The organism is Micromonospora sp. NPDC049107 (assembly GCF_040648595.1).
Classification (GTDB): domain Bacteria; phylum Actinomycetota; class Actinomycetes; order Mycobacteriales; family Micromonosporaceae; genus Micromonospora.
Genome location: NZ_JBEZEC010000002.1, coordinates 500,618 through 520,060, shown reverse-complemented (window position 1 = coordinate 520,060; position 19,443 = coordinate 500,618). Strand labels below are relative to the sequence as shown.

General features: G+C 71.5%; 21 protein-coding genes. 11 read left to right on the top strand and 10 right to left on the bottom strand.

Annotated elements, in window-relative coordinates; translation table 11 throughout:
* Window positions 1-35 precede the first annotated feature (35 nt).
* The gene (locus AB0B55_RS07500; protein ID WP_357170969.1) at window positions 36-986 is read left to right on the top strand and encodes a chlorophyllase; all 951 of its coding nucleotides are present in this window, start codon (window positions 36-38) and stop codon (window positions 984-986) included.
* 53 nt (window positions 987-1,039) lie between these two features.
* Here AB0B55_RS07500 and AB0B55_RS07495 read toward each other — a convergent pair whose 3' ends face one another.
* On the bottom strand, window positions 1,040-1,432 hold the full coding sequence (locus AB0B55_RS07495) for a DUF4190 domain-containing protein (RefSeq protein ID WP_355047644.1): 393 nt from the start codon (window positions 1,430-1,432) through the stop codon (window positions 1,040-1,042).
* 124 nt (window positions 1,433-1,556) lie between these two features.
* Between AB0B55_RS07495 and AB0B55_RS07490 the strand changes: the two genes are divergently transcribed.
* Complete coding sequence (locus AB0B55_RS07490) at window positions 1,557-2,660, top strand: winged helix DNA-binding domain-containing protein (RefSeq protein ID WP_357170967.1); 1,104 nt, start codon at window positions 1,557-1,559, stop codon at window positions 2,658-2,660.
* A gap of 59 nt (window positions 2,661-2,719) precedes the next feature.
* Here AB0B55_RS07490 and malQ read toward each other — a convergent pair whose 3' ends face one another.
* The 6 genes from malQ to AB0B55_RS07460 form a co-directional block, all read right to left on the bottom strand.
* Window positions 2,720-4,882 (bottom strand): 4-alpha-glucanotransferase, encoded by a 2,163-nt coding sequence (malQ, locus tag AB0B55_RS07485; RefSeq protein WP_357170965.1) that lies wholly within the window; start codon window positions 4,880-4,882, stop codon window positions 2,720-2,722.
* 158 nt (window positions 4,883-5,040) lie between these two features.
* Window positions 5,041-6,228: a sn-glycerol-3-phosphate ABC transporter ATP-binding protein UgpC gene (ugpC, locus tag AB0B55_RS07480; RefSeq protein ID WP_357128272.1), complete on the bottom strand. Its 1,188-nt coding sequence runs from the start codon at window positions 6,226-6,228 to the stop codon at window positions 5,041-5,043.
* A 10-nt stretch (window positions 6,229-6,238) separates the two neighbouring features.
* Window positions 6,239-7,075 (bottom strand): carbohydrate ABC transporter permease, encoded by an 837-nt coding sequence (locus AB0B55_RS07475; RefSeq protein WP_357170963.1) that lies wholly within the window; start codon window positions 7,073-7,075, stop codon window positions 6,239-6,241.
* Window position 7,076: 1 nt separating this feature from the next.
* Window positions 7,077-8,060, bottom strand: a complete 984-nt coding sequence (locus AB0B55_RS07470; RefSeq protein ID WP_357170961.1) for a sugar ABC transporter permease — start codon at window positions 8,058-8,060, stop codon at window positions 7,077-7,079.
* Window positions 8,057-9,349 carry an ABC transporter substrate-binding protein gene (locus AB0B55_RS07465; protein WP_357170959.1) on the bottom strand — a complete coding sequence of 431 codons (1,293 nt, stop codon included), beginning with the start codon at window positions 9,347-9,349 and terminating at the stop codon, window positions 8,057-8,059. Before AB0B55_RS07465 ends, AB0B55_RS07470 begins: the two co-directional genes overlap by 4 nt.
* A 299-nt stretch (window positions 9,350-9,648) precedes the next feature.
* The gene (locus AB0B55_RS07460) at window positions 9,649-9,870 is read right to left on the bottom strand and encodes a flavin reductase (RefSeq protein ID WP_357128264.1); all 222 of its coding nucleotides are present in this window, start codon (window positions 9,868-9,870) and stop codon (window positions 9,649-9,651) included.
* Between the two features lie 306 nt (window positions 9,871-10,176).
* On the opposite strand from AB0B55_RS07460, the gene AB0B55_RS07455 reads away from it, so the two are divergent.
* From AB0B55_RS07455 to AB0B55_RS07435, 5 genes are all read left to right on the top strand, one after another.
* Entirely contained in the window at window positions 10,177-10,977 is an 801-nt protein-coding gene (locus AB0B55_RS07455) for a helix-turn-helix transcriptional regulator (RefSeq protein ID WP_357128260.1), read from the top strand.
* Window positions 10,965-11,153 carry a DUF397 domain-containing protein gene (locus AB0B55_RS07450; RefSeq protein WP_357128257.1) on the top strand — a complete coding sequence of 63 codons (189 nt, stop codon included), beginning with the start codon at window positions 10,965-10,967 and terminating at the stop codon, window positions 11,151-11,153. The genes AB0B55_RS07455 and AB0B55_RS07450 overlap by 13 nt, the downstream gene beginning before the upstream one ends.
* A 569-nt stretch (window positions 11,154-11,722) precedes the next feature.
* The gene (locus tag AB0B55_RS07445) at window positions 11,723-12,424 is read left to right on the top strand and encodes a VOC family protein (protein ID WP_357170957.1); all 702 of its coding nucleotides are present in this window, start codon (window positions 11,723-11,725) and stop codon (window positions 12,422-12,424) included.
* A gap of 187 nt (window positions 12,425-12,611) precedes the next feature.
* Window positions 12,612-13,043, top strand: a complete 432-nt coding sequence (locus AB0B55_RS07440; RefSeq protein ID WP_355624547.1) for a hypothetical protein — start codon at window positions 12,612-12,614, stop codon at window positions 13,041-13,043.
* Between the two features lie 47 nt (window positions 13,044-13,090).
* Window positions 13,091-13,408, top strand: a complete 318-nt coding sequence (locus AB0B55_RS07435; RefSeq protein ID WP_357128251.1) for a hypothetical protein — start codon at window positions 13,091-13,093, stop codon at window positions 13,406-13,408.
* A gap of 364 nt (window positions 13,409-13,772) precedes the next feature.
* Here AB0B55_RS07435 and AB0B55_RS07430 read toward each other — a convergent pair whose 3' ends face one another.
* Window positions 13,773-14,483: an HAD family hydrolase gene (locus AB0B55_RS07430; RefSeq protein WP_357170955.1), complete on the bottom strand. Its 711-nt coding sequence runs from the start codon at window positions 14,481-14,483 to the stop codon at window positions 13,773-13,775.
* 213 nt (window positions 14,484-14,696) lie between these two features.
* Here AB0B55_RS07430 and AB0B55_RS07425 point away from each other — a divergent pair, with 213 nt between their 5' ends.
* Window positions 14,697-15,323, top strand: coding sequence for a hypothetical protein (locus AB0B55_RS07425; protein ID WP_357170953.1), 627 nt, complete (start codon window positions 14,697-14,699; stop codon window positions 15,321-15,323).
* Window positions 15,324-15,340: 17 nt separating this feature from the next.
* Here the strand turns inward: AB0B55_RS07425 and AB0B55_RS07420 are convergent, their stop codons facing one another.
* Window positions 15,341-15,916: a TetR/AcrR family transcriptional regulator gene (locus AB0B55_RS07420; protein WP_357170951.1), complete on the bottom strand. Its 576-nt coding sequence runs from the start codon at window positions 15,914-15,916 to the stop codon at window positions 15,341-15,343.
* A 177-nt stretch (window positions 15,917-16,093) separates the two neighbouring features.
* Here AB0B55_RS07420 and AB0B55_RS07415 point away from each other — a divergent pair, with 177 nt between their 5' ends.
* A complete protein-coding gene (locus AB0B55_RS07415) occupies window positions 16,094-17,296 on the top strand; it encodes a low temperature requirement protein A (RefSeq protein WP_357170949.1) in 1,203 nt (400 codons plus the stop codon).
* Window positions 17,297-17,309: 13 nt separating this feature from the next.
* Here the strand turns inward: AB0B55_RS07415 and AB0B55_RS07410 are convergent, their stop codons facing one another.
* Window positions 17,310-18,185 (bottom strand): RNA polymerase sigma-70 factor, encoded by an 876-nt coding sequence (locus tag AB0B55_RS07410; RefSeq protein ID WP_357128237.1) that lies wholly within the window; start codon window positions 18,183-18,185, stop codon window positions 17,310-17,312.
* Between the two features lie 158 nt (window positions 18,186-18,343).
* On the opposite strand from AB0B55_RS07410, the gene AB0B55_RS07405 reads away from it, so the two are divergent.
* Both AB0B55_RS07405 and AB0B55_RS07400 read left to right on the top strand, forming a co-directional pair.
* Window positions 18,344-18,727, top strand: coding sequence for a DoxX family protein (locus tag AB0B55_RS07405; RefSeq protein WP_357128234.1), 384 nt, complete (start codon window positions 18,344-18,346; stop codon window positions 18,725-18,727).
* A 40-nt stretch (window positions 18,728-18,767) separates the two neighbouring features.
* Entirely contained in the window at window positions 18,768-19,136 is a 369-nt protein-coding gene (locus tag AB0B55_RS07400) for a hypothetical protein (RefSeq protein ID WP_357128231.1), read from the top strand.
* Window positions 19,137-19,443 lie beyond the last annotated feature (307 nt).

Sequence of the window (19,443 nt, the reverse complement as noted above, 5' to 3'; positions counted from 1 at the left end):
CTGCCGTGCCACCTCCGCACCATGGGAAGGCAACCATGACCACATCGACCCTCGTCGCCGACACCATCAGCACCCCGATCGTGTCCGTCGGCCCGATCACGCTGCCGGCCCCCGGCCGCGCCGTGGACCTGCAGGTACGCGTCTCCGCGCCGATGACCGGCACCCGGCTGCCGATCATCCTGCTCTCGCACGGCCACGGGCACTCGAACAACCTCTCCTCGCTCAACGGCTACGGGCCCCTCGCCAACCACTGGGCGGCACTCGGCTTCGTCGTGATCCAGCCGACCCATCTGGACTCGAAGACCCTGAGCCTCGACCCCGGCGACGCCGAGGCACCGCTCTACTGGCGTTCACGGGCCCACGACATGACGCGCATCCTCGATGCGCTCGACGCCATCGAGGCCGCCGTCACGCAACTGCACGGCCGTCTGGACCGGGAGAGGGTCGCCGTGGCCGGGCACTCCATGGGCGGGCACACCGCCAGCCTGCTGTTGGGCGCGCGGCTCACCGACCCGCACGACGGGACGCCCGTCGACCTGACCGAGCCCCGGATCAGCGCGGGGGTGCTCCTCGCCGCCCCCGGCCGGGGCGGGGACGCGCTCAGCGAGTTCGCCCGGAGCTACGGGTTCTTCCAGACCACGGACTTCTCCGCGATGACGACGCCCGCGCTCGTCGTAGCCGGCGACCGGGACACCTCCGAGCACCTGACGGTGCGGGGCGCGCAGTGGCACGCCGACCCGTACGTCCTGTCCCCCGCCCCCAAGTCGCTCCTGACCCTCTTCGAGGCGGAGCACGGTCTCGGCGGGATCTCCGGCTACGACGCCGCCGAGACCACCGACGAGAACCCGCGACGGGTGGCGGCGGTCGCGGCGCTCACCGCGGCATACCTGCGCAGCACGCTCTACCCGGGAGATCCCGCGTGGCAGTCCACCCGCGCGGCGCTCACCTCGGGGGTCGACGCGGTCGGACGGGTCGAGTCCAAATAGGCCGGGGTGGGGGCCAGCGGCACGCCCTGGCCCCCAGCCACCCGGGCCCGGTGTCAGTCGAGCTTGTCCCGTAGGTCGTCGACCTGGTTCTGAAGGCGGTCCACCGCGCCCTTGTTGTTGACGAACGTGGTGATGCCCGCGGCGAGGCCCAGGCCGATCAGGACCGCCAGGATGCTCAGCACCAGGCCGCCGATGGACACGCCCCGGCCGGTCACGCCCGGCCGGCGGGCCATCTTCAGCCCGACGATGCCGAGGACGATGCCGATGATGCCGAGCACCAGTCCGACCCAGGCGAGGATGGCCGTCAACACGCTGAACAGGCCGGCCACACCGAAGACCAGAGCGAAAGTGGCGGCCGCGCTGGTCTTGGCGCCGGTGGACGCCCGATGGGCCCGAGAATCGGCCGGTACGCCGGCACCGCGGGCCGGTTGGCTTGCGGCAGTCATGAGACTCCCTTCCGTACGCGCGGCGCGCGTACTTCCGGCCGGCCGCATTCCCACCGGCACGGCGGTTAACCGTGCGTGTCGGTCCTCGGGCCTAGGCTGCGGCGTGGCGACCGGAAGGAGTGCGATGACTGCCGACCTCAGCGCGGCCGAAGCGCTGGCACTGCGGATGACCAGCCTGCTGCTGCGCCCGCCCGGCGGGCCGGGCACCGTCGCCGAGGTGGTCGAGTGGTTCGGGGCGATGCAGGCTCAGGACCTGGCGAGCGGGCTGTGGTCGCTCGGCGCCCGGCTGCCGGGGTGGACGGTGACCGACGTGCAGGGCGCGCTGGAACGCCGCGAGGCGCTGCGCACCTGGCCGATGCGGGGCACCGTGCACCTCATCCCGCCCGCCGACACCTGCTGGATGCTGGAGCTGACCGGCGTACGCGCGCTGGCGGGCTCGGCGACCCGGCGCGTACAGCTCGGGCTGACCGAGGCCGACGAGGCGCGGGCGCTCGACGTACTCGGCGTCGCGCTGGCCGGCGGCGGCCGGCTCAGCCGGGCGCAGTGTCTCGCCACCCTGCGCGCGGCCGGCATCGGCACCGACGGCCAGCGCGGCTACCACCTGCTCTGGTACGCGAGCGTGCGCGGGGTGACCTGTGTGGCGCCCACCATCGGCACCGAGCAGACGTTCGTCCTGCTCGACGAGTGGGCGCCGGAGCAACGCCGCCCGGAGCGGGACGAGGCGTTGGCGCTGCTCGCCCACCGCTACGTCCGGGGCCACGGGCCGGTCACCGACCGCGAGTTCGCCGGGTGGAGCGGCCTCACCCTGACCGACGCGCGGCGCGGCCTGACCGCCGCCGCCGACCTGCTGAGCACGGTACGCGTCGACGGCGAGCCGATGTACGTGGACGCGGCGCTGGCCGACACCCCGCGCGCCCCGGCGCCCGAGGTGCTCGCGTTGCCGGGCTTCGACGAGTACCTCCTCGGCTACCGGGACCGCACGCTGATGCTCGACCCCGCGCACCGGGCGGCCGTGGTGCCGGGTAACAACGGCATCTTCCAGGCCACCGTGGTCCGCGCCGGTCGCGTGGTCGGCGTGTGGAAGCGCAAGGTCGGCCGGCAGGCCGTCACCCTGACGGTACGGCCGCTGGTGCCGATGACCGCCGCCGAACGGGTCGAGGTCGAGCGGGCGCTGACCCGGTACGCGGACTTCCTCGGACTGCCACCACGGTTCGACTGGTCGACCTGACCGGACGGGCTACTGGCCGACCGGGTGGGGCGGCCTACTGGCCGGCCTGACCGGGTGGCCTACGTGCCGGCCGGGTCGGGCGGCCTATCTCCGACCGGGTTCGGGGTGGTCCGCCGACCGGCCTTCTCCCCGGCCCGGTCGGGCGGGGTCGTCCGGGGACGGGCGGCGGTGAGCAGGTGGACGATCCGGGCCACGCCGGGGTCCGTCCGGATCTGCGCCACGCTGGCCGGCAGCGGCAGCCGCCAGTTCGGATACTCGTCGACGGTGCCCGGCATGTTGGGTTGGCGCACCTCCCCCAGCACGTCGTAGAGGGACACGCCGAGCAGTCGTGACGGGCTGGCCGCGAGCGCGGCGTGCATCGCCACCACCACGTCACCGTCGGCCGGGTCACCGTCGGCCCCCGCCCCGGAACCGACCTCGGCTTCGGCGGCGGCCTCTGCTCCGGCGGCAGCCTCGGCCCCGGCGGCGGCCCCTGCCCCGGCGGTCTCGGCTCCGGCGGCGGCCCCTGCTTTGGCGACGCGCGAGCCGGGCAGCAGCGCCTCGTTGCGCAGCATCGCCAGCAGCCGCTCGCGGTCGGCGGCGGCCCGGGCGCGTTCGACGGCCACGTCGGTGCCGAGCAGCTTCAACTCGTCACGCACCCGCACGTGCTCGCCGGTCAGGAATCCCGGGGCGGTCGGCAGGTCGTGGGTGCTGATCGTGGCGAGGGCGTTCGTGGGCCAGCGGGTCGGTGGGGTGAACTCGCCGTCGTCGTCCCGGGCGAACCACAGCACCGTCGAGCCGAGCATGTTGCGCCCACGCAGCCCGCGGGTCACCGCCGGCTGGACCGTGCCCAGGTCCTCGCCGACGACCACCGCGCCGGCCCGGTGCGCCTCCAGCGCCAGGATGCCGAGCATCGCCTCGGCGTCGTACCGCACGTAGGTGCCCTCGGCGGCCCCGGCGCCCGGCGGCACCCACCACAGTCGCCAGAGCCCGGCGACGTGGTCGACCCGCAGGCCGCCCGCGTGCCGCAGGGTCCGCCGCAGCATGTCCCGGTACGCCGCGTACCCGGTCTCGGCGAGCCGGTCCGGTCGCCACGCGGCGAGGCCCCAGTCCTGGCCGAGCTGGTTGAAGTCGTCCGGGGGCGCGCCGACCCGTACCCCCTGGGCCAGGACGTCGGCGAGCTGCCAGCCGTCCGCGCCGCCCGGGTCGATGCCGACGGCCAGGTCGTGCACCACGCCGACCGGCATGCCCGTCGACCGGGCCGCCGCCGTCACGGCGTCGAGCTGCTCGTCACAGAGGTGTTGCAGCCAGGCGTGGAACGCCACCCGGTCGGCGAGTTGGCGACGCTGCTCGGCGACCGCCGGGGCGTCCGGGTGGTGCAGCTCCGCCGGCCACGCCCGCCAGTCGTTGCCGTGCCGCTCCGCCAGCGCGCACCAGGTGGCGAAGCTGGTCAGCGCCGGGTCCGCGTCGAGGTCCATCGCCGGGGCGTACGGGTGCAGCAGCTCCAACGCGTGCCGCTTGGCGGCCCACACCTCGTCGTAGTCGATCAGGTCCCGGCGGTCGGGGCGTAACGCGTCGACCACCGCCCGGGTGGCCGGGTCCGCCGCCGTGTACGCGGTGGTGTCGCTGACGCGCAGGTAGAGCGGATTCACGAAGCGTCGGCTGGCCGGCGAGTACGGCGACGCGGCCACCGGGTGCGCCGGTCCGACCGCGTGCAGCGGGTTGAGCAGCACCAGTCCGGCGCCCGTTCCGCCCGCCCATCCGGTGAAGTCGGCCAGGTCGCCGAGGTCGCCCATGCCCCAGGACCGCTCGGAGCTGAGCGCGTAGAGCTGGAGCATCCAACCCCAGGTGCGGGGCGGCACGGGCAGCCGCCGGGGCACCACGACGAGGGTCACGTCCCGCCCGTCGCAGGCCAGCCGGTGCCAGCCCAGCGGCAGGTCAGCGGGCAGCTGCGCGTCAACCGTCCGGCGACCACCGTCCTCCAGGGACACCACACCCGGGCCGGGCAGCACGTGCGTCGCGCCCTCGGCAAGCACCAGGGTCGGCGGCAGCGCGGTCCGGTCCACCGCGCGGGCGGCGGCGAGCGCGTCGGCGATCGCGGCGGGGCTGGTGGCGTCCACGCCGAGCAGCCCGAGCACGCCGACGACCGTCTCCGACGCGACCTCGACGCGGCGGTGCCGCCAGTCCTCGTACCAGGTGGACACGCCGTGCGCGGCGGCCAACGCCACAAGTCCCCGATCCATCACCAACCCACCCTGCCACGCCCACCCCCGTGCCGCAGCACCACACGCCCCCGCTCCCCTTCCCGCGATCTTGCACTTTCTGCGGCGACATAAAGGACCTTCCCCTCCATGTCGACGACACAAAGTGCAAGATCGACGGGGCCGGGGCCGGGGCCGGGTTAGTGGGACTTGTCGAGGGTTAGGTTGCGGCCGGTGGATGGGTCGAAGAGGTGGATCTTTTCCAGGTTGAACCAGGCTCGGCGGGATTGCCCTTCGGCGGCGCCGGACTCGGCGGACAGTCGGGTCACCAGGTTGCCGCCGCCGCCGGCGAAGTCGCCCGCACCCGCGTCCGCGGCCAACTCCTCCAACTCGGCGGCGCTGGCCCGCTCACCCTCCACGGTGAAGTACACGTACTTGTCCGAGCCCATCGACTCGACGATCTCCACCGGGGCTTCGAACTCCAGACCCCGGCGGCGGGTCTCGTCGTCGACCAGCTCGGCGTCCTCGAAGTGCTCGGGCCGGATGCCGAGGATCAGTTCGCGGGGCGCGTCGGCCGCCTCCAGCTCCCGGCGCAACCGGTCGTCGAGCGGCACGTCGCCCAGGGCGGTCCGCAGGCTGCCGTCCTGCACCGCCGCGTGCAGGAAGTTCATCGACGGCGAACCGATGAAGCCCGCCACGAAGAGGTTGCGCGGGTGGTCGTACAGCTCCTGCGGAGGGCCGACCTGCTGCACCGCGCCACCCCGCATGATCACCACCCGGTCGCCGAGGGTCATCGCCTCGGTCTGGTCGTGGGTGACGTAGACGGTGGTGGTGCCGAGCTGCTTCTGCAACCGGGACACCACCGTGCGCATCTGCACCCGCAGCTTCGCGTCGAGGTTGGACAGCGGCTCGTCCATGAGGAACGCCTTGGGCTGGCGGACGATCGCCCGGCCCATCGCCACCCGCTGCCGCTGACCACCCGAAAGGTTCGCGGGTTTACGGTCCAGCAGCGCGGTCAGCTCCAGCACCTTGGCGGCCTCGTCGACCTTGGAGTTGATCGTCTCCTTGTCCAGCTTCGCCAGCCGCAGCGGGAACGCCATGTTCTCCCGCACGGTCATGTTCGGATACAGCGCGTACGACTGGAACACCATGGCGATGTCCCGGTCCCTCGGCGCCTTGTCGTTGACCCGCTGGCCGCCGATGCGCAGCTCGCCGGAGCTGATGTCCTCCAGCCCGGCGATCATGTTGAGGGTGGTGGACTTTCCGCAGCCGGAGGGGCCGACCAGGATCACGAACTCGCCGTCGGCGATCTCCAGGTCGACGTCCTGCACGGCGACGGTCCCGTCCGGGAAACTCTTGCTCACCTTGTCGAGCACGATGTCAGCCATGACTACCCACCTATCCCTTGACTGCGCCGGAGGTCAGGCCGGAGACGATGCGGCGCTGGAAGAAGAGGACGAACAAGATGATCGGTACGGTGATCACCACGGCGGCGGCGCAGATCGCCCCGGTGGGGTCCTCGAACTGGGACGCGCCAGTGAAGAACGACAGCGCCGCCGGCACCGTGCGGGACCGCTCGGTGGAGGTCAGCGAGATGGCGAACAGGAAGTCGTTCCAGCAGAAGATGAAGACCAGGATCGCCGTGGTGAACAGGCCGGGCGCGGCCAGCGGGGCGATCACCCGCCGGAACGCCTGGGCCTGCGTGGCGCCGTCCATCTTCGCCGCCTTCTCCAGGTCCCACGGGATCTGCTTGAAGAACGCCGACAGCGTGTAGATCGCCAGCGGCAGCGCGAAGGTGATGTACGGCAGGATCAGTCCGGGCCAGGTGTCGAAGATCCCGAGCTGCCGTTCGATCTCGAACAGCGGCGACACCAGTGACACCTGCGGGAACATCGCGATCAGCAGGGAGATGCCGACCAGCAGCTTCTTGCCCGGGAAATCCAGCCGGCTGATGGCGTACGCGGCCATCGCACCGAGGACCACCGCGATCAGCGTGGCGATCAGTGCGATGCCGATGGAGTTGACAAGCGCTCGGACGAACTGGTCGGTGTCGAAGATCGTCCGGTAGTTGTCCAGCGTCCACTCGCGGGGGATGAACTTCCCGTCGGTGAGGGTGGCCGGCGTCTTGAACGACAGCGAGGCGATCCACAGCACCGGGACCAGCGCGAAGACGACCACGAGGATGTCCAGCAGGCCCCAGCGCAGCTTCGCGCGGGTGGTGGTTTCCGCGGCCATGTCAGCGCCTCTCCCCATCGTCGCTACCGGGGGCAGCGGTACCGAACAGCTTCACGAAGACGAACGCGATGATCGCCACGGTGAGGAAGACCAGCACCGACATCGTCGAGCCGATGCCGAGGTTGAGACCCCGCAGCAGGTTGTTGTAGGCGAGCATCGACACCGACGAGGTCTCGTTGCCTCCGGCGGTCAACACGAAGATGTTGTCGAACACGCGGAACGCGTCGAGCGTGCGGAACAGCAGCGCGACCAGGATCGCCGGCTTCATCACCGGCAGCATCACCTTGGTGAACTTCTGCCAGGCTGTCGCGCCGTCGGTGGAGGCGGCCTTGAGCAGGTCGTCCGGCACCAGGGCCAGCCCGGCCATCAGCAGCAGCGCCATGAACGGCGTGGTCTTCCAGATCTCGGCCAGCATGATGATCGCCAGCGAGCTGGCCCGCTCGGTGAGCGGAGCGCCGTCGCTGAACAGGTCCGCCAGGTAGCCGGTGCCGGGGGTCCAGGCGTACCGCCAGGAGAAGGCGGCGACGACCGTGACGATGCCGTACGGGATGAGCGCCGCGGTACGGACGATGCCCCGCCCGACGAGCGTACGGTGCATGATCAGCGCCAACCCCATGCCGAGCACCAGCTCGACGGCCACGGTGACCACCGTGATCAGCGCGGTCACCCCGAACGCCGTCCACCAGAACTCGTTGCTGAGCACGGTGACGTAGTTCTCCAACCCGACGAACTCGCGCTGGTCGGGAAAGCGCAGGTCGTAGCGCTGCAACGACAGCCAGAACGAATAGATGATCGGGTACGCGGTCACCAGCACCATGACCAGCGCGGCGGGCGCGCAGAGCAGCCAACCGAGCCGGCGTTCGGCCTTCTTGTTCTCGCTCAGCGGCGGCTTGCGGCGACCTCCGCGCTGGGTGGGTACGGCGGCGCGCTGGCCGTCGGTCACCTCGGTCGCCTCGGTCGACTCAGTGGTGGCGGGCCGGGTCATGGCAGCACCCCCTTCGATTCCAGGGCGTCGGCGATGGCGTCGCGCAGCTCGTCGGCGGTCTGCTGCGGGCGGATCCCGGACGGCGGCGACAGGATCGCCGACATGACGGTGGAGATGCTCTGGTAGGCGGGGGTCAGGGGGCGGGTCGCCGGGTCCTTCAGCTCTTCCAGGATGGTGTCCTTCATCGGGTACGCCTCGGCCATCTCCGGCTCGTCGAAGACGGCCTCGATGGTCGGCGGCACGCCGTCGTTGATCGCGGAGAACTTCTGGTGCTCCGCGCTGCGCAGGCACCGCGCGGCCTCGAACGACAGCTCCGGGTGCTTCGAGTACGAGCTGACGGCCAGGTTCACCCCGCCGATGGTGACCTTGCTGGGGGTGCCCTCGTCGACGCCCGGCACGCGGGCCCAGCCGACCTGCTTGGCCAGCTCCGGGTTGGCCTCCTGAAGGGCCGGGTAGACGAACGGCCAGTTCACCTGGAACGCGCCCGACCCGGACTGGAACTCCAGCCGGACCGGGTCCTCGGTGGCGTTGCTGAACGACGGCGAGGTGACGCCCGACGTGGCGAACTTCTGCAACTGCTCCAGCGCCCGGACCGTGCCGTCGTCCATCACGGCCTTCTTGCCGTCGTCGGAGAGGACCTTGCCGCCCGCGCTCTCGGCCAGGGTGTTGTAGAGGACGACCAGACCCTCGTACTGCGCGCCCATGGTGAGCACCTGGTACGGCTTGCCCTGTTCCTTGAGCTGCCGGGCAGCGGTGATCATCTGGTCCCAGGTGGTCGGTGGCTGCGGCACCAGGTCCTTGCGGTACCAGAGCAACTGCACGTTGGTGTTCTTCGGTGCGGCGTAGAGCTTGTCCTCGTACCGGGCGGTCGCCAGCGGCCCGGCGAGGGTGCCCTGCTCGACCTCGGCCTTGTCCTGGCCGGTCCACTCGCGGATCCAGTCGGCGCTGGCGAACTCCTGGGTCCAGGTGACGTCCAGGCCGAGGATGTCCATGCCGGTGTCCTCGGCGGCAAGCCGGCGCACCATCTGTACCCGCTGGTCGTCGGCCTGTCGGGGCAGCACCCGGTAGGCGATCTTGTACCGTCCCTGGGCCTGCGTGTTGCAGTCGTCGACGACCTTCTGCAGGTTCTGCTCGGGCGGGTAGTACAGGTTGAGCGTCGGTGGTCCACCGTCATCGGCTGCGCCACACGCGGCGAGCGGCGCGACCAGCGCCAGCGCGGCGGCAGCCGCCCCGACCCGGGCAACCGGCCGGCGTCGGTGTCGGTGTCGGGCCGTTTCGGGGTCCGTCATCGCCTTCCCCCTCTCGTGCACAACGGACCGGGGAGGGCATCCGTGCCCCGGCGCACGGTGAGCTATCTCCGAGCCCAGGAGCTGCAAAAACGCCCCGCTCGGGTACTCCGTGCGGCTACACTGCCCCACTCCCCACGCCGCGAAACCTGCCGGCAACACGACAGGCTCCCACCCCAACCAAACCCCCAACCCCCACCCCACCCCCTCTCAGCCCTGTTGATCAAGAGGTTTGCGTCAGGAAAGGCGTCTTTCCTGACGCAAATCTCTTGATCATCGGGAGCGGGCGGGGTGGGCGGCCGTCAGCCTCGGGCCCGCGCCCAGGAGAGGAAACGCTCGGTCATCCGGGCGGGCGGGTGGTCGGGGTGGAGTTGGGTGAGCTGCTGGGTCGCCTCGTTCATCAGGGTGCCGAGGTAGATCAGCAGTCCGGTGCGGTTGGTCCGGTACTCCGTGAGCAGGGCGAGCTTGGCCGGCTGGCAGGGCCACTCCCGGCCGCAGTTGCGGCACCGCCAGAGCGGACGCATGGCGACATGCGGAACGGGCGGACGGACCACCATCACCACCACCGCGCTTCGTCGTGGTCTCTCGGGCTGAGCACATCGACCTCCTCGTGCAGGGGAAGGGGGTCGCTCCCGCAAGGGGGAAACGGGAGCGACCCCGGGCAGAGCCCGCCACCGCCATTGCGGCCACCAGCGAACCCGCCATTGGTGACAGTCTGCGAGGAGTCAACTACGGTCGATCCGTGCTCGCGGCATCCGCGCAGATCAGCGGTCCGGTCGAGCAGCCACGAGGGACACGCGGCTTCGGGTTGGGCAGAGATGGGGGAGTCAATGGGGACAGTGACGGACTACGTGCTGGAGGAACTGCGCCTGCTGCGGGCGGAGACAGGGCTCAGCCAGGACGACTTCGGCCGGGGAATCGGCTACTCGGGCTCGCACGTCAGCTCCGTGGAGACGGGCGGGCGACCGCCCACGAAGGAGTACATGCGGGCCGTCGACAACCACCACCGGACGGGCGAGCGCTTCCAGCGGATGCTGGAACGGTTGGGCCGGCTCGACGCCGAGCCGGCCTGGCTGCGCGAATGGATCGAGTTCGAGCGGGAGGCGACCACGCTGCGCTGGTTCGAGTTGGCGTACGTGCCCGGCCTGTTGCAGACCGAGCGGTACGCCCGCGCCACGCTGGCCGGCGGGCGGTTCGACGCCGAGGACGTCGACCGGATCGTCGCGTCCCGGCTGGAACGGCAGGCGATCCTGCGCCGCCCGCGTCCGCCGCAGCTCATCGCCGTGCTGGACGAGGCGGTGCTCCGCCGGCCGGTGCTCGACCAACCGGGCCTCATGGTCGAGCAGTGCGAGCACCTGGTGGAGCTGGCCACCCAGGAGCACATCCAGGTGCATGTCGTGCCGGTGGATGCTGGCATGTACCTGGGCTTGGCCGGCCAGTTCATCATCGCCGAGATGCCCGACGGCGAACGGGTGGCGCACGCCGACAACCAGCTCATCGCGCAGTTCGTCGACGCGTCGACCGACGTCGCTAAGCTGGCGAAGACGTGGGAGATCGTCCGCAACGAGGCGCTCCCCCGCCGGCCGTCAATCGAGCTGATCAAGGAAGTGGCGAAGTCATGGACACCCTGACCCCACGGTGGCGCAAGTCGACCCGGTCCGGCGGTAACGGCGGCTCCTGCGTCGAGGTCGCCGACAACCTGCCGCACGTCGTGCTGGTGCGCGACACCAAGGACCGCGACGGCGGCACCCTGCACGTAACCCCGACGGCCTGGAAAACCTTCGTCGCCTACGCCAAGCAGCACTGACCGCACCCCACACGCAGACCTCCCCGCCCCCGCCCCCGCCCCCGGCACTCCGCCCCGCCCCAGCCCCGGCACCCCGCCCCGCCCCGCCCGCCCGCCCCCCCGAACGGCCGAACGGCCGAGCGGCCGAGCGGCCGAGCGGCCGCCCGCGTCGATCTTGCAGTTTCGGTCGTCGAAAAGCCTGGAATGCCGCCTATGCCGGCACAGAAAGTGCAAGATCGCGGCCAGGCCCCGTCGATCATGGAGTTGTGGTGCCCGTCTTGGGTGGCGTGGGTAGTTTTGTCGCCCACCACAACTCCTTGATCGACCGGGCGCAGGGCGGCGACCGGGGCGCCGAGCGGCAACCGGGCGCAATGCAGGAACCCGGGGGGCCGAGCGGCGACCGGGCGCAGCGCGGGGACCCGGAGGGCCGAGCGGCGACCGGGCGCAGCGCGGGGACCCGGGGGGCCGAGCGGCGACCGGGCGCAGTGCGGGGACCCGGGGGGCCGAGCGGTGATCGGGGGGGGCGAGTGGCGCTGGATCCGTCACGCGGCGTCCCCCACGGGCGTGCCCGGAGCGGGCATGCTGGGACGATGATCGCTCGTTTCAAGGACCTCTGTCTGGACGCCGCCGACGCGCTCGCCCTGGGCGGCTTCTGGGCGCGGGTGCTCGACGCCGACGTCGCCGACGCGGGTGACGGCGACACCAGGATCGACCCTCGTTCGGCGCGGTCGGCCGCCGAGTCGATCTGGGTGAACCGGGTGCCCGAGCCCCGGGTCGGCCGTACCCGCGTACACCTGGATCTGCGGTTGGCCGACGCGGACACGGCGGCGCTGCTCGCGGCCGGCGCGCGGTCGGTGCGCGAGCCGGACGGCGACGTCGAGCGGTGGGTGCTGGCCGACCCGGAGGGCAACCAGTTCTGCGTGCTCCCGGCCGGCGGCGAGGCCCGGCCGGGCCCGGTCGAGTTGGTGGTGGCCGCCGTCGACCCGGCGGCGCAGGCGGCGTGGTGGGCCGGCCTGCTGGGCGGCACGACCGGGGCCGGGCCGAACACCACGTCGCTGCACGACGCCGCCGGTTTCCCGTGGCAGGCGTGGGTGTTCGACGGGGTCGACGAGCCCAAGACCGTGAAAAACCGGATGCACTGGGACGTCGAAATGACGGCCCCGGAGCCGACCGCGCTGCTCGACGCGGGTGCGACGCTGCTGCGTGAGCCGGTCGACCGGGCGCGCTGGTGGGTGCTGGCCGACCCGGAGGGCAACGAGTTCTGCGCCTTTTCGCCGTCGACCACCGGGTGAACGACCGACTACCGAGCGCGGGCGCGGTGCACTAGCGTCTTTCCCAGCGCCGCAGCCAGCGCGTTCGCCGCCGCCGTCGACACGCCTCCGGCCGACCCAGCCTGCCCGATCGGTTGGTTATCGCGGGAACGCCCCTCCGCCACTGCACCGGTTCGGCAGGATCGTCCCCAACGAGGGAGGTGCCGCCGTGCAGGACACCCGCGCTCTCGCCCTGACGTTCGAGGTGAGCGGCCTGCCACCGGTCAAGACCGAAGCGTTGTCCATCTTCGCCGCCGGGCACCGGCAGGCGACGAGGGTCCGCACCCTGCTCCAGGCCGCCCTGGGCGCGGCCCAGCGCACCGGCTGGACGCCGTTGCCCGGGCCGATCGAGGTGGACGTGGTTCTGCGGTGCCCGCCCGGGCACCGTACGTCCGACGCCAGCACCCTGCTCGGCGGCGTCTGCGCCGTGCTCCAGGACAAGAAGCGCGTCGCCACCATCGGCCTGGCGCATCTCGGCGTCCTGGTGGACGTCGCCCTCTACGACGACGACCGGCAGATCCGCCGGTTGTCGTACCACGAGGAACCGGCGGAAGACTTCTCCTACCAGGTGCGGGTCGCCGCCGTACCGACCGGAGTTTGACCGACGGCCGCGGTGGGGTATCGCGGACGCCGACGAAGGGAGCACCGATGTCGGAGCCACATGTCACGCTCGACCCGCGCGGGCTCGATCCTGTGCAGCAGAAGCTGCGTGGCCCGTTGGAGGACCAGCTGACCTCGGCTCTCCAGGCGGCCACCGACCGGATCCGCGCCAGCTACGCGGGCGAGCCGGTCGAGCAGGTGTGCCAGCGGCTGTTGGACGAGACCCGCTCCGGGTTGCACCCCGACATCGCGGCCGGCTTCAACCCGGACATGGACGAGTTCTGCCGCGTGGCGATCTCGATCGTCCGCGGCGGCTCGGACGAGGCGGACGCCCGCCACACCGGCGACGGCCGGCACCGCGCCTAGGTTCTGTCTCACAAGGACTGGCCGGGTCAGGACCGGGTCCGCAACTACCCGGCCCTGACCCCCGGCCGTCCGACGGGGGAGCGGCAGCTCCGGCATTCACCACGCGCGTGGGCGTGGCACGACGCCACGCGGCTCGGTGGGGAGGCCCGGCCGCCCTGCACTCAGCTCCACGGTGCCCACCTGTCGGACGCCGGTGCGCCCCCGGCACACCCCGAAAGGCCGCGAACGCCGGCTCAGGCTAGGCGGATCGCGCCGGGCCGGACAAGCGCTGCCGGGCCCGCCGCGACGTGACTGATCTCAAGGGCGAAAAGCGGCACGTCCGCGTAACGCGACCATGATCGCCGACGCTGTTCGGATTCGACGGTCAGAAGTGGTCCAGCAAGTCCCGGAAGGCCGCGAGCCGCAGCACGCCGGTGTCGGTCGGGTCCAACTCGTCGTTCTCCAACACCCAGGTGTTCTCGTTCGGAATGAACACCGCGTTCAGCCCGGCCGCCCGGGCCGGCAGGATGTCCGACTTCGGGGAGTTGCCGATCATCCACGCCTGGGCCGGCTCGAACCCGTGCTCGCGGACCAGCCACCGGTACGTGTCGACGTCCTTCTCGGCCACGATGTGCGCGGCCCCGAAGTGGTGCAGCAGGCCGCAGGCGTCCAGCTTGCGCTGCTGCTCGGCCTGCTCCCCCTTGGTCAGCACCAGCAGCTCGTGCCGACCGGCCAACTCGTCGAGCGCGTCGGCCACGCCGGGCATCAGCTCCACCCGGTGCTCCACCAGCGCCAACGCGAGCCGGTCGATCTCCTTGCGCTCGGCGTCGGTGGCCGGCCGCTCGCGCAGCCGCTCCAGACAGTCGCCCAGGCTGCGCAGGAAGACCTTGCTGCCGTACCCGTGGGCCACCGTGTTGGCGCGTTCGATGTCGTCGAGGATCGTCCGGATCTCCACGCGGTCCAGGGTGGGGTGATCGAGCCAGGCCAGGAAGTCGTCGATCACCCGCTCGAAGACGACGTTGTTCTCCCACAGTGTGTCGTCCGCGTCGAAGATCAGCACCTGCGCCTGCCGTCGAGACGTTTCGCTGGCGGCCATCCCGTACCCTCCTCATGTTCCTCACGGCCGAACTGAGCGATCAGGATAGGCGCGTGATCACGACGGCGTCGTCCCGCGCCCGAGGGTGCGTCCGCCGGTGGAATTCGCGCACCGCCGACGGTCGTGAGGGATGTCGACGTGATCGTGCGACGCGGCGTCCCATCGGGCAGTCCCCGGCCGACCGGCTCGGGCCAGAAGCTTCAGGAGCACGGCATGATCACGGTGAGATGGTGGGCGGGCGCCGCGATGCTGGCCTGCGTCGGGACACTGCTGGGGTGCGGCGACGGAGACGACCGGGTGCCAGGTGCCGCAGCGGGGACGCCGACCCCGTCCGCTGCGGCACCGTCGAGCCCGGCACCGTCGAGCCCGGCGGCCCCGGCCGATCCGCTCCTGTCCGGCAAGCGGGAGATCAGCATGGTGAGGGTGCGGGGGTCCGGGAGCGAACTGGAACTCAGCGGCAGCCTGGTGGAGGGCGGCGACACCGGCGGTCGAGTCCTGTTCGTTCCGGTCCCGATCGGAGATGACCGGTACGTGATCAAGGCGTACGGCACCGCCGACGGTCATCCCGCCAACGACGACCCGTCGTGTTGGCAGGTGAACGGCCTGGACATCGAGCCGGAGCTGACCATCCAGGCCTCCACCTGCGACGCTGACGACCCCATCCAGCGGTTCACCATCATTGCCCAGGGCGACGGGACGTACGTGATCGGCAGCGAGTCCCGGACGCTGCAACACGCGCCCGGCAACGGTCTGGTCCTCAAGGAGCGCGGCGACGCCCCGCCACCCACCACGTTCCGGTTCGTCGACAAGGGCCCGTTCAAGCGCGAGCCCCTCAACTGAGACGGCGCGGCGGGCGATCAGGGCCATCTCAGCAGGCCTTCCGCGATCATCGCTTCCCGCTCCTCCTGCGCCTCGGGGCGCAGGCGACCCCCACGGGTGAGCATGACGACGCCGTGCAGCAGGCTCCAGCCCAGCTCGGCGAGGGTGTCCGGGTCACGGCCCTGGGCCAGCGGGAGCAGGGCCGCCCGCAGCGCGGCAAAGACGGCCCGTGGCGCCGCCGGCACCCCGGCCGCGCCGAGGGCGAGGTCCGGCGTCAGGGCGAGCATGGCGTCGTAGACAGCAGGATTGGCGTACGCGAAGTCGAGGTACGCGCCCGCCATCACCGCCCACGCCCGTTCGGGGTACGGGTTGTCCGCGTGCGCCGCGGTCAGCGCGGCGGCCAGGTCAGCGAAGCCGTGCACCGCGACGGCGGCCAGCACCGCCTCCTGGTCCGCGAAGTGCCGGTAGAGGTCGCCGACGTCCGTGTTGGCCCGTTCGGCTACCCGACGGGCGCTCAGGCCCAGCCAGCCCTCGGCCTCGGCCAACTCGCGGGCAGCGGTGACGATGAGGAGTCGCCGGTCCTGCTCGGTGGCCTCCTCGGCGGGTACGGACACCGGCCGAGCGTAACGACCAGCACTGTTCGCATCTGTCTCGTGACGGATTGGTGACTGATCGCCTGCTCCGGGGCCGTTCGCTGCCCCACCCGGTGGTGCGTCGTTAGGTGATCAGGTCACCGCGACGGGAGGGCACGTGGTCGTTCGACGGCGTCCGCCCGCCGAGGCGGTCGGCGGATGAGCAAGATGCCCGGCGGGGGGTTGGTGCGGGGCGCGGGCGCCCGCGAGCGGGCCACCTTCCTGGAGCTGTTCCTCGACCTCGTCTTCGTCTTCGCCCTCACCCGGATCTCCCTGCGGCTGATCGACGACTTCACCGGGGGTGGGCGCGGCACTCTCGCGGGCCTCGGTCAGGCACTGCTGCTGTTCCTGGCGCTGTGGAGCGTCTGGACACTGACGGTCTGGTCGACCAGTTGGCTCGACCCGGAGGCGATGATCGTCCAGACCGTCATCGTCATCACGATGGCGGGCGCGATGACGATGGCCGTCGCCGTACCCGACGGATTCGGCGCGCGGGCCTCGCTCTTCGCCATCACGCTCGTGGCACTCCAGGTCGCACGGGTGGGGTACTTCCACATCGCCGGCCACGGTGGCCCCGACCCACACCAGTCCGTCCGGATCGTGTTCTGGCTCAGCCTGCACGCGCCGTTCTGGATCGTCGGTGGGCTCGTGAACGACGGCGACGTTCGCGGTTGGCTCTGGGCTGTCGCCGTCCTGGTGGACTACACCGGGTCGTACCTCGGGTGGCCGACCCCGGGACTCGGCGCGCAGCGACTCGGCATGCAGGGACTCGCCGCCGAGCACCTGGCCGAGCGCTACCAGCAGTTCCTGCTCATCGCGCTCGGCGAGGCCATCTTCGTCATCGGACTGGCGTTCAGCGGCAGCAGCTTCCATGCCGCGCAGACCGCCGCCTTCGTGCTGGCGCTGGCGACGACGGTCCTGCTGTGGCGGATCTACTTCCACCTGGCCGGCGGGACGCTGGACGCCGCCATCGGCAGCTCCCGTGACGCCGCCCGGCTCGCCACGCAGATGGCGTTCGCGCACCTGGCGATGATCGCCGGGATCGTGCTGACCGGCGTGGGGATGGAGCTGTACATCACCAAGCCGCTCGGCCACCTCCCGCCGACCTGGCTGATCGCCATCCTCGGCGGCCCGGCGCTCTTCCTCGCCGGACGGGCGGCCCTGGAATACCAGGTGTTCGACCGGATCTCCCGGTCCCGGACAGCCGGCCTGCTGGCCCTCGCCCTGCTGGTTCCGGTGGCACTCCCCCTGCGTCCGCTCGCCGTCGGCGCGGCCGCCGCACTGGCGCTGCTCGGCGTCGCCGCCGTGGACACCCGACGATCCCGTGACCGGCCCCGCGAAGCCGCCAGGCCACCGTTCTGACCCGCGTGGTCGTTCACCGGCGCAGCGCCGTGGCCTGGCGCATGTGCGACAGCTTCTCGGGATTGCGGACGGCGTACAGCCCGGTGACGATTCCGTCGTCGAGACGCACCGTCAGGACGGTGTCGAGTTCGCCGTCGAACCGGACGATCAGCGCCGGACAGCCGTTGACCTCGGCCGGGTGCAGCGACAGCCCGGCGACCTCCACCTGCCGGGAGGCCAGCAGACGGGCCACCTTGTCCGCGCCGACGACAGGCCGCAGTACCGCCTGCTTGATGCCGCCGCCGTCGCCCAGCAGGACGACGTCGGGCGCCAGGATGTCGAGCAGACCCTGCACGTCGCCCAGATCGACGGCCCGCTGGAACGCCTCCAACGCGCGCCGCGCCTCGGTCGCGGAGACCACACCGCGCGGTCGACGCGCGGCGACGTGCGCCCGTGCCCGGTGGGCGATCTGGCGAACGGCGGCGGGGCTCTTCCGCACGGTCGCGGCGATCTCGTCGTAGTCCACCTCGAACACCTCCCGCAGGACGAACACCGCCCGTTCGGTCGGGCCGAGCGTCTCCAGCACGAGCAGCATCGCCGTCGAGACGTGCTCCGCCAGCTCGACGTCGTCGGCGACGTCGGGTGTGGTCAGCAGCGGCTCGGGCAGCCAGGAGCCGACATAGGACTCCCTGCGCCGACCGATCGTCCGCAGCCGGTTGAGGGACTGGCGGGTGGTGATCCGGACCAGGTAGGCGCGCTCGTCCCGGACCGCCGCGTGGTCGGCGTCCGCCCACCGCAGCCAGGTCTCCTGGAGTACGTCCTCAGCGTCGGCCGCCGAGCCGAGCATCTCATAGGCCACCGTGAAGAGCAGGTTCCGGTGCGTGACGAACGCGTCCACGGCGGAATCCACCCGCGCCTCCTGTCCTCGACGTCGCTTCACCACCATCCGACACCGGTCGACGGTCTCCTGTGACACCACGGGCCTGTGCGGCACATCACCCACCGGGATGAGTCACAGCCACCGGGCCGGCGGTGTCTCCTGGTCGACCCCGACCGAAGGGAACGTCCATGAACATCGTGCTGTGGATCGCGGCCGGACTGCTGGCCACGGTGGCGCTGGCCGGCGGCATCACCAAGATCTTCGTACCCCGCAAGAAGCTGGCCTCGCACCGCGGCGGCGGGTGGACCGGGAACGCCAGCGACGGCTTCGTCAAGACCCTGGGGGTGCTCGAACTCCTGGCCGCCGTCGGCCTGATCCTGCCGGCCGTGCTCGACATCGCACCGGTCCTGGTGCCGGTCACCGCCATCTGCTGGATCGTGCTGATGATCGGCGCGATGATCACCCACCTGCGCTACGACGAGGCGAGGTTCGTCGCGGTGAACGCGGTGTACCTCGCCCTGGCCGCCTTCGTGGCCTGGGGTCGGCTCGGCCTCGAACCCTTCACCGGCTGACGTTCACTGGATCTCCACACCGCCTCGCTAGCCTGGCGCGATGACATCACCTCGACGCCTTCTCCTGGCCGGGCTCGGCGTCGTGGGCCTGCTGGCCTGCGGTTGGGGCCTGTGGTTCGCGTCGCTGTGGGCGTTCGGCGACGAGGGCTCGCTGCCGCCGAAGTGGCGGATCCCGGACGTGCCCGCCGGGGCGACGGTCGTCGACGAGAGCGAGACGTGCGCCTCCGGCGGGTGCTCGTGGCAGGTTACGGTGGCGCCCCCGGCCGGCCAGTCAGCGGAGGAGCTGGCCGAGCGGATGGGCCTGTCCGAGCAGCAGGACCTGCCGCCGAAGCTGCTCGACCCCGGGTCCGTCTACGTGGTGGCGGAACCCCGGAACGGCCAGTTGATCATCCACGTCGGCTACGAGTAGCCCGACGGGTCGACGCCTGCTCGGCACAGTGCCCCGCACCCGCATGATCGTGCTTGATCCAGGATGTAGTGGCCTCCCGCGCCGAGGACACCACTACAACAAGGATCGGGCACGATCATGCCGCGCCCGTCCCGAGACCCGCACAACTTCGGCGATGTTGCTGGCTCAGGCCGTCGTGATGCAGCACCATCACCGTAGTTGCACGGATCTTGCGGCGCAGCGGCGCTCACGGCGCAGCGGCGCTCACGGCGCAGCGGCGCTCACGGCGCAGCGGCGCTCACGGCGCAGCGGCGCTCACGGCGCAGCG